The following is a 13,447-nucleotide window of genomic DNA, read 5'->3' on the forward strand; positions in this document are numbered from 1 at the left end:
GGCACATGAGCTCCGAGATCACGTACAACCGCATCGCCATGCTGCGCGCCGAGCGGGGCATCTCCCGGCGGCAGCTGGCCGATGCCCTGGGTGTGCACTACCAGACCGTCGGTTATCTGGAGCGCGGCGAGTTCAGCCCGTCGCTGCACCTCGCGCTCCGGATCTCCACGTATTTCGAGGTGCCGGTCGAGATCGTCTTCGCGCTGGAGCCCTTCCCCCGGCTCGGGACGGATCCGGTGTCCCGCAGCGCGTAGCCTCGTCCCTGCGTACAAGCAAGTTCAAGGGATGGGGTTCACCCGTGCGTTTCGCTCGTTTTGTTCATGCCGGTGGCGTCTCCTTCGGGATCGTCGAGGGAGAGGCGCAGTCGGGTCTCACGATCGCCGAGATCGACAGCATCCCGTTCCAGAACGTCCGCCCGACCGGGAACCGCTGGGCCCTGGCCGACGTGCGGCTGCTCGCGCCGATCTTCTCCAGCAAGGTGATCGGCATCGGCCGCAACTACGCCGACCACGCCGCGGAGCTCGGCAACGAGCTGCCCAAGGAGCCGCTGATCTTCATCAAGCCGTCCACCTCGGTGATCGGCCCCAACGACGCGATCCGGATCCCCTCGGTCGCCAAGCAGGTCGAGCACGAGGCCGAGCTCGCGGTCGTGATCGGCGCCAGCGGTGCCCGCCGGGTCGACCGCGCCGGCGCCCAGAAGGCCATCTTCGGCTACACGGTCGGCAACGACGTGACCGCCCGTGACCTGCAGCGCAGCGACCCGCAGTGGACCCGGGCCAAGGGCTTCGACTCGTTCTGCCCGCTCGGCCCGTGGATCGAGACGGACCTCGACGTCAGCGATCTCGAGGTGCGCTGCGAGGTGGGCCGCAACCCCGACGCGATGGAGGTCCGTCAGCTCGGCCGCACCAAGGACATGGTCTTCGACGTCGCGACCCTGGTCTCCTACGTCTCCCACGTCATGACGCTGCTGCCCGGCGACGTCATCCTCACCGGCACCCCCGCCGGGGTCAGCCAGATCGTCCCGGGCGAGACCGTCTCGGTCAGCGTCCAGGGCATCGGCGAGCTGCGCAACCCGGTCGTCTCGCTCGACTAGTCCGTTGCACCAGGGCCCTCACTCCTTGCCGCAGGAGTGGGGGCCATCAATTTCTCCAGTGCCGTTCGATCACCGTCGGCGGCGGGGCGGAAGATCAGCAACCACTGGTCCGGGTCGTGCGCCGGCGTGAGCACCTCGAAGTTCAGGGTGATCTCCCCCACGTCGGGATGACGCATCACCTTGCAGCCCCGCCCGTTGATCGTGACGTCCGGCTCGGCCCACAGCCGCGCGAAATCGGCGTCGCGGGCGAGAAACTCGGCGATGAGCTCGTTGAGCGCCTGATCCTCGGGGTGCGCGGCCCAGGCGGTGCGCAGGTGGGCGATCCCGTCCCGGACAACGCTTTCGCGGTCGACGTAGTGCGCCCGGACCTGCGGATGCAGCAGGCACAGCCACACCAGGTTGCGCTGCGCCGGCGGCAGCGCGCCAAAATCCACCAGCAGCGCTGCCATGCCGTCGTTCCAGGCGAGGATGTCGAAGCGGTGGTTGAGCAGCATGGCCGGCATCGGCGACAGATCAGCGACGAGCCGGGCCAGGGGTGGCGACGCGGTGGCGGCGGGCTTGTCCGCGGTGCGGGGGCGTTGCTGGGCCAGGTCGAAGAGGTAGGCGCGTTCGTTGGGGGCCAGACGCAGGGCCCCTGCCAGGGCTTCCACCACGTCCGCTGACGGGCGCAGGCCACGGGCCTGCTCAAGCCGTACGACGTAATCGGTGCTGACCCCGGCCAGTTCGGCGACCTCCTCGCGGCGCAGGCCGGGGGTTCGCCTGGATTGCCGGCGCAGGGGCAGGTCGTCGAAGTCGCGCGGGTCCAGGCGTTCGCGCCGGGACCGCAGGAACGTGGCCAGCTCCCGCGTCCTGTTCGTCATGTCCGGTCCAACCGGAGGGTAGGACCGGTATTCCCAGGAACTTTCTTCCCTGACCCCGGCCGCCCCGCGATCGCAGACTCGAGTCCGCAAGGTTCTGCGACCACAGGAGGACACGATGGCACTCACCCTCGACACCTACCGGCTGCTGGGGCGCTCCGGGCTGCGGGTCTCGCCGCTGGCGCTGGGGGCCGCCACCTTCGGCACCGACTGGGGCTGGGGCGCCGACCGGGACGAGGCACGCAAGCTGTTCGACCTCTACGTCGGGCGCGGCGGCAACTTCATCGACACCGCCACCACGTACACCAACGGCAGTTCTGAGCGGTTGCTGGGCGAATTCAGCAAAGAGAACCGCGACAGCCTCGTGCTGGCGACGAAATACACGACACTGCGCCGGCCCGGGGACCCGAACTCCGGCGGCAGCCAGCGCAAGAGCCTGACCGGCTCGGTGGAAACCAGCCTGCGCCAGCTCAACACGGACTACCTCGACCTGCTCTACCTGCACGTGTGGGACTTCCGGACCCCGGTCGAGGAGATCCTGCGCGGCCTGGACGACCTGGTCCGGCAGGGCAAGGTGCTCTATGTCGCGATCTCCAACACACCCGCCTGGGAGGTGTCGCGGATGCAGGCGATCGCGGACCTGCGTGGGTGGTCACCGTTGGTCGCACTGCAGATGGAATACAACCTCATTGAGCGTACGGGCGAACGCGACCTGATCCCGATGGCACGCGAGATGGGCCTCGGGGTGGTCCCGTGGTCACCGCTGGCAGGCGGGGTGCTCACGGGCAAGTACAGCCGCGAGGACCTGACGGCGTCCCACGACGGCACCCGCAGAGGTTTCACCATCGCCAACGGCGGCCTCACCGAACGCAACTTCGCCATCGCGGACGTCGTGAAGCAGGTCGCCGCGGAACTCGGGCACACCCCCGCCCAGGTCGGGCTGGCGTGGGTACTGCAGCAGCCGGGCGTGACGGCTCCGATCATCGGCGCCCGTACGCCCGCGCAGCTGGAGGACAACCTCGGCGCCCTGGACGTCGAATTCACCGCCGCCCAGCTCGCCCGGCTCGACGAGGCCAGCGCGATCGACCTCGGCTTCCCGCACGCCATGCTCGCCGGCGACCACATCCGCGCGGTGACCCTGGGCGACCTGAAAGTCGGGACCCGCTAAGCCCCGGCCTCGGCCGCGATGCCGTTCAGGAGCAACCGCAGACCGTACGCGAAAGCCGCCGCAGCCTGCTCCTCGGTGCCCCCGCCATACCCGTTTGCGTGCCACAGGCGGGTCATGGTGGGGTGCTCCTCCGCGTCGAACCACTCCTCCCAGAAACCGCTGCGCGCCAGCCACCACGCGTCGTTGGAGAGCCCGCTCTCGCGGCGCAGGATCTCGTTCTCGCCCTCCTGCCGGGCCGCCGACGTGACGAACATCGCGATCGCGTTCGCCGCCTCGTTGACGCGGGCCAGGGGCAGGCCGGTGCTCGCCACCGCGGCGAGGACGAACTCCTTGCTCCGGAACGTGCCCGGGCCCAGCGGAGGGCGGACCGCCGGGACCTGGCTCAGCCAGGGGTGCGTCCGGTACGTCGTCAGGGTGCTCCGGGCGTACCCGAGAATGCGGTCCTGCCAGGATCCTTCGCCGGACAGCTCGGGGCTTCGCAGGACCTGGTCGACCATGAGATCCACGAGCTCGGTGCGGGACGGCACATAGGTGTAGAGCGTCATCGTGCCCACACCGAGCCGGGCCGCGACCTTCGCCATCGAGGCCGCTGCCAGGCCCTCGGCGTCAGCGATCGCGATGCCGGCCTGGATCACCGCGTCCACGCTCAGGCCCGGGCGGCGGCCCGTGCGTGCGGTGTCCGGCGGGCGGCTGTCCCGCCACAGCAGCGGCAGGATCCGATCCGGGTCCATGGTTCTCCCCTCAGTTCTCGTATACCCTACGGGAATGAAGATCCTGGTCACCGGGGCGACGGGTGGGGTCGGGCGGCTCGTTGTCGACGAGCTGGTAGCGCTCGGCGCGCAGGACATCCGGGCGCTGACCGTTGATCCGTCGAAGGCCCTGCTGCCCGACGGGGTCGAGGCCGTGCGGGGCTACCTCGGTCGTCCTTCGACGTTGCCCGCCGCGCTCGACGGGGTCGACCGGATGTATCTCGCACCGCTGATCAAAACGAACGCGGAGGTCTGCCGGATGGCGGCTGCCGCCGGGGTGCGGCGCATCGTCGACCTGGCCGGCGCCAAAGGCGGTCACTGGCAGCCGATCGAGGACGGCGTCGAGGCCTGCGGTGTGCCGTACGTGCATCTCGAGCCGGGCGAGTTCATGAGCAACGCCGAGATGTGGGCACCGCAGATCCGGGCGGGAGACGTCGTGCGCGACGGCTACGGGAAGTCGGGTGACGCACCCATCGCGCATGAGGACATCGCCACGGTGGCGGCTCGCTGCCTGGTCGAGGAGGGTCACGAAGGCTTGTCGTACGAGCTGAGCGGCCCCGAAACCCTCACCCGCCAGGAACGCGTCGCGCAGCTCGGAGCAGCGCTGGGTCGCGACCTCACCTTCATCGACCTGCCCCACGACGAGTTCGTCGCCCACCTCGCGCAGACCATGGGCGACTTCGCCACCTGGTACGCAGGCGGCATGGCCGCGATGATCGACCACCCGCAACGCCCCGTCCCCGCGATGAGTTCACTCCTTGGCAGGTCAGGGACGACGTTCGCCTCGTGGGCCCGCGACCACGTCGACGCCTTTCGGTGACGCCTTTCGGTAGTCGCGAGGTTACGAAAACGCGGGGTGGTGACCCGATTTGGTGGGCACCATGGGCTCAGGTAGAGTTTGTTCTCGGCGAGGCAAGCGCAAGCGGGCCTCACCAAATGGGGTATGGGGTAATTGGCAGCCCGACTGGTTCTGGTCCAGTTAGTCTAGGTTCGAGTCCTGGTACCCCAGCGCTACGATCTCCCAGGAGATCGAGGCGCTGGACTTCTGATAGAGTTCGGCACCGTTGCTCAAGCGGGAAGATCGCGCAAGAGCAACAAAGCAACAAAGCACCAAGCATCACCGGCAACAAACTGGGTCCCGTCGTCTAGCGGCCTAGGACGCCGCCCTCTCAAGGCGGTAGCGAGGGTTCGAATCCCTTCGGGACTACCAGATTAAAACGGCTCGCCTCTTCGGAGGCGGGCCGTTTTGCTGTAGGCAGAGTGGTGCGTCCCCCGCTGGGTCCCGTGAGCCGTGACACTGTCAGTGTGACGGATCACTTCGTGCGCCGCGTGGATTTTGGGTATTTCGTGCGGCCCGCTGAGGAGACGGAGACGGGGTCTCCGCGGGTGGAGCCCTGTCTCGGGTATCTCATCGGGCATCCGGAGGGGCTTGTGCTGGTGGATACCGGCATGGGGGTGCATCCCGGCGTTGATGCGCATTACCGGCCGCAGCGGGTTGGGTTGAACGAGGCGCTTGCGGCTGCCGGGACCCGGGTCGATGAGATTCGGTACGTGGTCAACTGCCATCTGCATTTCGATCACTGTGGCGGGAACGGGGAACTGCCCGGGCGGCCGAATTTCGCGCAGCGGGTGGAGTTGGAGCTGGCGCGGAGCAGTGATCAGTATCTGCCGGAGTTCGTCGACGTTCCCGGGGTCACCTATGAGGAGCTCGACGGGGAGACGGAGATTCTGCCCGGGGTGGTGATCGTGCCCACCCCAGGCCACACCGCGGGGCACCAGTCGGTGGTGGTACGGCGTACGGATGGCGCGGTCATCGTTGCCGGCCAGAGCCATGACCATGCGGTCGGATTCACCGGTGATGTGCTGGCGCATCGGGCCGTGGGCGAGAAGCTGGCGGAGCCGCTACCCGTCGCTCCCGCGTGGATCCCGCGGCTTCTGCAGTTCGATCCTGCGCGCGTGGTTTTCGCGCACGACAACGCGGTCTGGGAGCCGGCTGATACTCGGTGCTGAGGGAGCGCCATGAGTAACCGGCTGAGCCTTTGTTTCCAGGCGTCGCGGCTTGTTACGGGCCGCGACGCTTACAGGCCGCTGAGGCGCTGGCCGGCGCGGACGACGGCCATGGCGTGGCGTTCGCCGGGGCGGCGGCCGAGGCGTTCGATCGGACCGCTTATTGAGATGGCGGCGATGACCCGGCCCGTCCGGTCGCGGATCGGAGCGGAGACGCTGGCCACGCCGGGCTCGCGTTCGGCCACGCTCTGGGCCCAGCCGCGGCGGCGGACCTCGGCCAGGGTGCGGCCGGTGAACTTGCAGCGGGGGAGTAGGGGCATGACGGCTTCCGGGGGCTCCCACGCGAGCAGGATCTGGGCCGCGGAGCCGGCGACCATCGGCAGGACCGAGCCGACCGGCACGGTGTCGCGCAGGCCGCTGGCCCGCTCTGCCGCTGCCACGCAGATGCGCTCGTCGGCACGCCGGAGGTAGAGCTGGGCGCTCTCGCCTGTCGCGTCGCGCAACGCCGACAGCAACGGCTCTGCCGCGGTCAGCAGGACGTCGGGTGCTGCGTTCGCCAGCTCGCCCAGCCGGGGCCCGGGGCGCCAGCGGCCCTGGGTGTCCCGTACCAGCATTCGGTGGATCTCCAATGCCTGTGCGAGACGGTGTGCGGTCGCCCGGGGAAGCTTCGTCCGGTCGACCAATTCGGCCAGGCTCGCGCCGTCGACGCAGGCCGCGAGGATGACTACCGCCTTGTCGAGAACGCCTACGCCGCTCATACTGTGTCCCACAAGCCGAAACATACCTCCCAGAATTTAGGATGTCCAGATGGTGGGAGTCACTCCGAATCCCAAATCAGAGGAGCCCAGGACCCTGGCCCAAAAGGTGTGGTCCGACCACGAGGTGCGGACTGCCGAGGGCGAGCCTGATCTGCTCTACATCGACCTGCACCTGCTCCACGAGGTGACCAGCCCGCAGGCCTTCGACGGTCTGCGCGTGGCCGGCCGCCCGGTGCGGCGCACCGATCTCACGCTCGCGACCGAGGACCACAACACCCCCACGGGGTACGAGGACCCGTCGTTCAACACCCGGCGCGGCGACCTCTTCACGATCGCCGACACGACCTCGCGCACGCAGATCGAGACGCTGCGCAAGAACTGCGCCGAGTTCGGGGTGCAGATCCGCTCGCTCGGTGACGCGCAGCAGGGCATCGTCCACGTGATCGGCCCGCAGCTCGGTCTCACCCAGCCCGGCATGACGATCGTCTGCGGCGACTCGCACACCGCGACCCACGGCGCGTTCGGCGCGCTGGCCTTCGGCATCGGCACCAGCGAGGTCGAGCACGTGCTCGCCACCCAGACGCTGCCGCAGTCCAAGCCGAAGACGATGGCGGTCACGGTCGTCGGCGACCTGCGCCCCGGCGTCAGCGCCAAGGACCTGATCCTGGCCCTCATCACGCAGGTCGGCACCGGCGGCGGCAACGGCCACATCGTGGAGTATCGCGGCGAGGCCATCCGCAAGCTCTCCATGGAGGGCCGGATGACCATCTGCAACATGTCCATCGAGTGGGGTGCCAAGGCCGGCATGATCGCGCCCGACGAGACCACGTTCGCCTACCTGAAGGGCCGCGAGCACGCGCCCAAGGGCGCGGAGTGGGACGCGGCCGTCGATTACTGGCGTTCGCTCGCGACCGACGAGGGCGCGGAATACGACACCGAGGTCATCCTCGACGCCGCCGCGATCAGCCCGTTCGTCACCTGGGGCACCAACCCGGGCCAGGGCGCCCCGCTGAACGCGGCCGTGCCGGACCCGGAGGAGTTCATCGACGAGTCGGAGCGCAACGCCGCCCGCCGTGCGCTGGACTACATGGGTCTCGAGGCGGGGACCCCGCTCAAGGACGTGCCGGTCGACGTGGTGTTCGTGGGTTCCTGTACCAACGGGCGGCTCGAGGACCTGCGCGCCGCCGCCGAGGTGATCCGTGGTCACAAGGTGCACCAGGACGTCCGCATGATGATCGTGCCGGGGTCCTACCAGGTGCGCGAGGCCGCCGAGCTGGAAGGCCTGGACAAGATCTTCGTCGACGCGGGGGCCGAGTGGCGCTTCGCGGGCTGCTCCATGTGCCTGGGCATGAACCCCGACACGCTCAGCCCCGGCCAGCGGGCCGCCTCCACGTCGAACCGTAACTTCGAGGGCCGGCAGGGCCGTGGTGGGCGTACCCATCTGGTCTCGCCCGAGGTCGCCGCCGCCACCGCCGTGGTCGGCAAGCTGGCCGCGCCCGCCGACCTGTAAAGACGGAGCCATCGCCATGGACAAGTTCACCACCCACAGCGGCACCGTGATGCCGCTGCGCCGTTCCGATGTGGACACGGACCAGATCATCCCGGCCGTCTATCTGAAGCGGGTCACCCGGACCGGTTTCGAGGACGGGCTCTTCAGCGCCTGGCGCGACGACCCGTCGTTCGTGCTCAACAACCCCGCGCACAACGGTGCCACCATCCTGGTCGCCGGGCCCAATTTCGGCACCGGCTCCTCGCGCCAGCACGCCGTCTGGGCGCTGCGCGACTGGGGTTTCAAGGTGGTCATCGCCGCGCGATTCGGCGACATCTTCCGCGGCAATGCCCTCAAGGAGGGTCTGCTGCCGGTCCAGCTCGACCAGAAAGCTGTAGAAGCGCTGTGGGATCTGGCCGACAGCGAGCCGGACAAGCAGATCACCGTGGACCTCGCGGAGCGCCAGGTGCGTCTGGACGACGCCGTCTGGCACTTCCCGATCGACGACTTCAGCCGCTGGCGCCTCATGGAGGGCCTCGACGACATCGGACTCACCTTGCGCCATGAGAGTGACATCACCTCGTACGAGGAAAGGCGTCCCGGCTTCAAGCCGGCCGTGATCTGAGCGCAAAACCCTTCTAGCACAACGAATTTCGCCCTCGCCGGTTCTCCGGCGGGGGCGAATTCCGTTGCGACACAACGATTTTTTTTGAGGGAATGTTTGTGTCTGCTGGTCAGAGGGCATACGGTGCGCGCAGAATGGCTCGCATTGGGCCAGTTCTCACGTCCGGGAGGAAAACCGTGAACAAGGCCGAGCTCATTGAGGCGCTCGCCGCCCGACTGGGGGACCGGAAGACGGCGACAGCGGCGCTGGATGCGGTCATCAGTGAGGTGCAGACCGCCGTCACCAAGGGCGACCGTGTTGCCATTACCGGTTTCGGTGTCTTCGAGAAGCGGGCGCGAAATGCGCGCACCGCTCGGAATCCACGCACCGGCGAACCAGTCAAGGTGAAGAAGACGTCCGTCCCCGCATTCAAGCCCGGTACGGGCTTCCGGGAGATGGTCGCGAGCGGCAAGGTCGCGAAGGCGACAACCGCCAAGAAGACCACCGCGGCGGCGAAATCCACTACGGCGACCAAGGCCACTCCGGCCAAGGCGACCGCGACAAAGACAGCGGCGGCAAAGAAGACCACCGCTACCAAGGCAGCGCCGGCGGCCACCAAGGCCACCGCTACCAAGGCGACTGCCACCAAGGCGACGGCGACCAAGACCGCCACCGCCACGAAGGCCGCGCCTGCGAAGACGACGGCCACCAAGGCGACGGCAACGAAGGCGACCGCCACCAAGGCCACCGCGGCGAAGTCCACTGCGGCAAAGAAGACCACGGCGACCAAGGCCACGGCCGCCACCAGCACGCCGGCGAAGTCGGCCGCCACCAAGACGGCGCCGGCCAAGAAGACTGCGACGGCTACGAAGACGGCGGCGGCCACCAAGACCGCCCCCGCCAAGAAGGCGACCGCCACCAAGACGGCGGCCACCAAGGCGGCTCCGGCCACCAAGGCGGCTCCGGCGAAGAAGGCGACCGCCACCAAGACCGCGGCGGCCACCAAGGCCACTCCGGCCACGAAGGCCACCACGGCACGCACCAGCGCGGCTCGTAAGACCCGCTGAGGCACGCTCAACGGCTCGTAGCAGCGAAGAAAGGCGTCCACCCTAAAGGTGGACGCCTTTCGCGTGTTCCGGCGCTGTGCGGGCCGCTGAGCCTACGGTCCGCAGCATGGAGCGTTATCGCGGCCGCAGTTTCCGGGCAAGGCCGCGCGGGCTCGTCGCGCGGGCGCTTATCGCCGCCGCCGTCTTCGCCGCCACCGTGGTGCCGAGCTGGACCCTGGGCGACGCGGCCGAACGCTGGACCGGCTGGGCGTTGCTGGACTGGGTGGTGACCTGTGCGCTGTCCGGCCTGGTCGTCTTCGCGCTCGCGCCCTACGGCTCCTATCGCCGCCGTGACGCGGTGCTCGGGCTCGTACCGTTCTACGGCTGGTATCTGACCAGCGTGCTGTCGTGGCGGGTGGCTCTGCTGCCGTTGCGTGACTGGGAGCCCCGTGAGGACGAGCTGTGGCGGGCCCGCTGGCTCACCGGCGACCTCATCGGTTTCTGGCGGATGGACCCGCTGCCGCCGCCGTCGCCGCGGCGGCAGGGGGTCAGATCCGGCTCAGCGCCACGAGTTCCACGCCCGACCAGGTGAGGACCCAGCCGTCGCCCTTGGCCGTCTTGTAGGGCTGGTCGTCGCCTGCGTTCTCGAGGAGCGCGAGCAGCCCCGGGATCACCTTGCCCTGACTGCAGACCGCCACGGCCGGACCGTCGCGCAGCTCTGCCAGCCGGGCCGCCGCCAGCTTCACCCGGGCCGGCACCTGATCGGTGTCGTCGGTCTCGGCGAAGGAATTCTCCGTGACGATCGGCAGGCCGAGCCGTTCCGCGAGCGGTTCGAGGGTCTGCCGGCACCGAAGCGGGGTGGCCGCGACGAGCGACTCGGGATGGAACAGCTCGGCGACCGTGGCCATCGTCTCCGCCTGGGCCCGGCCCTTCTCGTCGACCGGGCGCAGCGCGTCGTCACCGGAGAAATGCTTGCGCTTGCCCGCGTTCGCGTGGCGGATCAGCAACGTCACCGCGGTGACCGGCGGCAGGGCCGCGGCGTGCTCGACCAGCTGCCGGTCGTCCGGGTAGCTCAGCTTGGCCACCGCGTCGGGCGGCGACAACCACACCACCTCGTCGACCTCGGTGGGGTCCTGGGGATCGGCCGCCGGACCGTCGCCGGCCCGCATCAACCAGAAATCCACGGTCTTGGGTACGCCGTTGGCCATCGTGTAGGCGATACCGGGCAGCCGTAACTGCGGCTCGGCACGCACCCCGGTCTCCTCGTGGACCTCCCGGACGGCGGCGACGAGCGTGTGCTCGGAACCGTCGAGCTTGCCCTTGGGCAGACTCCAGTCGGAGAGGTACGGCCGGTGCACGACGCAGATCTCGATGCCGTCGCTGCCGGGGCGCCAGACGACTCCACCGGCGGCGCGAACTGTCTTCGGCACCGGGGTCAGCCCGCCTTGCCGATGATGCGGCGCAGCAGCGCCTCCTGCAGGTGGACATGGGGGCTGGCGGGCGTCGACGCGCGCCGGTGCCAGGTGCCGTCGCCGGCGAGATCCCAGCCCTCGCTCTGCTCGCTCATCGACAGCTCGAAGACGTTCCGCAGATCCTGCTGCGCCGACGGCAGGGTCACGCGGACCAGCGCCTCGACGCGGCGGTCGAGGTTGCGGTGCATGAGGTCGGCCGAGCCGATCCAATACTCCGCGGTGTCGCCGACGCCGAATCGGAAGACCCGCGAGTGCTCCAGGAAACGGCCCACGATCGAGCGGACCCGGATGTTCTCCGAGAGCCCGGCGACCCCGGGACGCAGCGCGCACATGCCCCGGATCACCAGGTCGACCTGCACACCGTCGTGCGAGGCGCGGTAGAGCGCGTCGATGGTCTCCTCGTCGACCAGGGAGTTCACCTTGAACTGCACCAGGGCCTCGCCGCCCTCCCGGGCGATCTGCGCCTGCTCCTCGATGCGTTCGATCAACCCTTTGCGTACGCCGTGCGGCGCGACCAGCAGCCGCCGGAACGCGGTCTGGCGGCTGTAGCCGGTGAGCACGTTGAACAGGTCGGTGACGTCGGCACCCACCTCGGGGTCGGCCGTCAGCATGCCGAAGTCCTCGTACAGCCGGGCGGTCTTGGGGTGGTAGTTGCCCGTCCCGATGTGGCAGTAGCGGCGGATCTGATTGCCCTCCTGGCGTACGACGAGGGCGGTCTTGCAGTGGGTCTTGAGCCCGACCAGGCCGTAGACGACGTGGCAGCCGGCCCGTTCCAGGGTGCGCGCCCAGCCGATGTTGGCGACCTCGTCGAAGCGGGCCTTGACCTCGACCAGCACCACGACCTGCTTGCCGGCGGCGGCCGCGTCGACCAGCGCGTCGACTATCGGGGAGTCGCCGCTGGTGCGATAGAGGGTCTGCTTGATGGCCAGCACGTTGGGGTCCGCGGCGGCCTGCTCGATGAAGCGCTGCACGCTCGTCGAGAACGAGTGGTAGGGGTGGTGCACGAGGATGTCGGCCTCACGCAGCCGGTTGAAGACGCTGCGCGGGACCTCGCCGTCGGCCAGCTGCGGGTGTGTCGCCGGGACGAACGGGCGGTCCTTGAGATCGTCGCGGTCGCACTCGCCGAAGACCTGCCACAGCGAGGACAGGTCGAGCAGGCCCGGCACGCGCAGGACGTCCTCGTCGTACATGTCGAGCTCGCGGGCGAGCAGGTCGAGGACGTGATCGCTGATGGAGGCGGCGACCTCGAGACGCACGGGCGGACCGAACCGGCGCTGCGCCAGCTCGCGCTCCAGGGCCTGCAGCAGGTCCTCGTCGCGGTCCTCGTCGACCTCGACCTCGGCGTTGCGGGTGACCCGGAACAGGTGCCACTCGAGGATCTGCATCCCCGGGAAGAGCTGGTCCAGCTGCTCGGCGATGAGCTCCTCGACCGGCAGGAAGCGCGCGCCCCGGCTGTCGTTCTGCACCGTCACGTAACGCGGGACGTTGTTGGGGACCTTTATCCGGGCGAAGAGCTCGCCGCTGCTGTCCTGCGGGTCACGCAGCACCACGGCCAGGTTGAGCGACCGGCTCGAGATGTAGGGGAACGGGTGCGCCGGGTCGACCGCCAGCGGCGTGAGGACCGGGAAGACCTGCTCCCGGAAGTACGTGCGGAGCCGCTCGCGCTCCGGGGCGTTCAGATCCGTCCAGCTGACCAGCTCGATGCTCTCGGCCGACAGCTTGGGCCGGACCTCGTCGGCGAAGCACGCGGCGTGCCGGGTGACCAGGTCCGCGGCGCGTTCGGTGATCATCTCGAGCTGGTTGCGCAGCGAGCTGCGGTCACCGCCGCGCATCGGCAGGCCGGCCTTGAGCCGCCGCTTCAGGCCGGCGACCCGGACCATGTAGAACTCGTCGAGGTTGCTGGCGAAGATCGCGAGAAACTTGGCCCGTTCCAGCAGGGGTGTGCCGGGGTCCTCGGCCAGGGCGAGCACCCGGGCGTTGAAGTCCAGCCAGGAGAGCTCGCGGTTCAGGAAGCGGTCGTCGGGCAGTTCGAGCACGTCGTCCTCCTCCTCGTTATCGATGGTCGGGGTTGTCTCATCGATGATGGGTGCCACCTCCGCGGTGCCGGAGCTCTCCCCACGACGGAGGAATCGCCCGTTGGGGCCGCGTCGGCGAGAGGCCGCCGCGGGCACGGTTGTCTCGGGTGTCCGGTGCGGGGTGGTCAT

The 13,447-nt window shown here is 69.0% G+C and carries 13 protein-coding genes, 2 tRNA genes and 1 pseudogene; 11 read left to right on the forward strand and 5 right to left on the reverse strand.

Annotated features, from left to right (window positions below):
- The first annotated feature begins 5 nt into the window (after positions 1-5).
- Positions 6-254 carry a helix-turn-helix transcriptional regulator gene (locus tag Ahu01nite_RS22365; RefSeq protein ID WP_203838542.1) on the forward strand — a complete coding sequence of 83 codons (249 nt, stop codon included), beginning with the start codon at positions 6-8 and terminating at the stop codon, positions 252-254.
- 44 nt (positions 255-298) lie between these two features.
- Positions 299-1,093 (forward strand): fumarylacetoacetate hydrolase family protein, encoded by a 795-nt coding sequence (locus tag Ahu01nite_RS22370; protein ID WP_203838543.1) that lies wholly within the window; start codon positions 299-301, stop codon positions 1,091-1,093.
- On the opposite strand, the gene Ahu01nite_RS22375 is transcribed toward Ahu01nite_RS22370, so the two are convergent.
- The gene (locus Ahu01nite_RS22375) at positions 1,090-1,953 is read right to left on the reverse strand and encodes a helix-turn-helix transcriptional regulator (RefSeq protein WP_203838544.1); all 864 of its coding nucleotides are present in this window, start codon (positions 1,951-1,953) and stop codon (positions 1,090-1,092) included. The genes Ahu01nite_RS22370 and Ahu01nite_RS22375 overlap by 4 nt on opposite strands.
- 115 nt (positions 1,954-2,068) lie before the next feature.
- On the opposite strand from Ahu01nite_RS22375, the gene Ahu01nite_RS22380 reads away from it, so the two are divergent.
- Positions 2,069-3,118: an aldo/keto reductase gene (locus Ahu01nite_RS22380; protein WP_203838545.1), complete on the forward strand. Its 1,050-nt coding sequence runs from the start codon at positions 2,069-2,071 to the stop codon at positions 3,116-3,118.
- Here the strand turns inward: Ahu01nite_RS22380 and Ahu01nite_RS22385 are convergent.
- Entirely contained in the window at positions 3,115-3,849 is a 735-nt protein-coding gene (locus Ahu01nite_RS22385) for a TetR/AcrR family transcriptional regulator C-terminal domain-containing protein (protein WP_203838546.1), read from the reverse strand. The genes Ahu01nite_RS22380 and Ahu01nite_RS22385 overlap by 4 nt on opposite strands.
- 34 nt (positions 3,850-3,883) lie before the next feature.
- On the opposite strand from Ahu01nite_RS22385, the gene Ahu01nite_RS22390 reads away from it, so the two are divergent.
- The 4 genes from Ahu01nite_RS22390 (at position 3,884) to Ahu01nite_RS22405 (ending at position 5,877) form a co-directional block, all read left to right on the forward strand.
- Positions 3,884-4,687, forward strand: coding sequence for an NAD(P)H-binding protein (locus tag Ahu01nite_RS22390; RefSeq protein ID WP_203838547.1), 804 nt, complete (start codon positions 3,884-3,886; stop codon positions 4,685-4,687).
- Between the two features lie 117 nt (positions 4,688-4,804).
- Positions 4,805-4,876 (forward strand) — tRNA-Gln (locus Ahu01nite_RS22395).
- A 125-nt stretch (positions 4,877-5,001) separates the two neighbouring features.
- Positions 5,002-5,077 (forward strand) — tRNA-Glu (locus Ahu01nite_RS22400).
- A 95-nt stretch (positions 5,078-5,172) separates the two neighbouring features.
- Positions 5,173-5,877: an N-acyl homoserine lactonase family protein gene (locus Ahu01nite_RS22405; protein WP_203838548.1), complete on the forward strand. Its 705-nt coding sequence runs from the start codon at positions 5,173-5,175 to the stop codon at positions 5,875-5,877.
- 68 nt (positions 5,878-5,945) lie between these two features.
- Here Ahu01nite_RS22405 and Ahu01nite_RS22410 read toward each other — a convergent pair whose 3' ends face one another.
- Entirely contained in the window at positions 5,946-6,632 is a 687-nt protein-coding gene (locus tag Ahu01nite_RS22410; RefSeq protein WP_127497394.1) for an IclR family transcriptional regulator, read from the reverse strand.
- 49 nt (positions 6,633-6,681) lie between these two features.
- Between Ahu01nite_RS22410 and leuC the strand changes: the two genes are divergently transcribed.
- The 4 genes and pseudogenes from leuC to Ahu01nite_RS22430 all read left to right on the forward strand — a co-directional run bounded on the left by leuC (position 6,682) and on the right by Ahu01nite_RS22430 (position 10,363).
- Positions 6,682-8,142: a 3-isopropylmalate dehydratase large subunit gene (gene leuC / locus Ahu01nite_RS22415; protein ID WP_203838549.1), complete on the forward strand. Its 1,461-nt coding sequence runs from the start codon at positions 6,682-6,684 to the stop codon at positions 8,140-8,142.
- A gap of 16 nt (positions 8,143-8,158) precedes the next feature.
- On the forward strand, positions 8,159-8,746 hold the full coding sequence (gene leuD, locus Ahu01nite_RS22420; protein WP_203838550.1) for a 3-isopropylmalate dehydratase small subunit: 588 nt from the start codon (positions 8,159-8,161) through the stop codon (positions 8,744-8,746).
- A 176-nt stretch (positions 8,747-8,922) separates the two neighbouring features.
- Positions 8,923-9,561 (forward strand): annotated as a pseudogene (locus tag Ahu01nite_RS22425) (HU family DNA-binding protein); the annotation flags it as partial.
- 337 nt (positions 9,562-9,898) lie between these two features.
- Positions 9,899-10,363, forward strand: a complete 465-nt coding sequence (locus tag Ahu01nite_RS22430; RefSeq protein ID WP_239159048.1) for a hypothetical protein — start codon at positions 9,899-9,901, stop codon at positions 10,361-10,363.
- Here the strand turns inward: Ahu01nite_RS22430 and Ahu01nite_RS22435 are convergent.
- Both Ahu01nite_RS22435 and Ahu01nite_RS22440 read right to left on the reverse strand, forming a co-directional pair.
- The gene (locus Ahu01nite_RS22435; protein WP_203838552.1) at positions 10,320-11,201 is read right to left on the reverse strand and encodes an NUDIX hydrolase; all 882 of its coding nucleotides are present in this window, start codon (positions 11,199-11,201) and stop codon (positions 10,320-10,322) included. The two genes, Ahu01nite_RS22430 and Ahu01nite_RS22435, sit on opposite strands and share 44 nt — an antisense overlap.
- A gap of 5 nt (positions 11,202-11,206) precedes the next feature.
- Entirely contained in the window at positions 11,207-13,447 is a 2,241-nt protein-coding gene (locus tag Ahu01nite_RS22440) for an RNA degradosome polyphosphate kinase (RefSeq protein WP_203838553.1), read from the reverse strand.

It is taken from the genome of Winogradskya humida (genome assembly GCF_016862215.1).
GTDB classification, from domain to species: Bacteria; Actinomycetota; Actinomycetes; order Mycobacteriales; family Micromonosporaceae; genus Actinoplanes; species Actinoplanes humidus.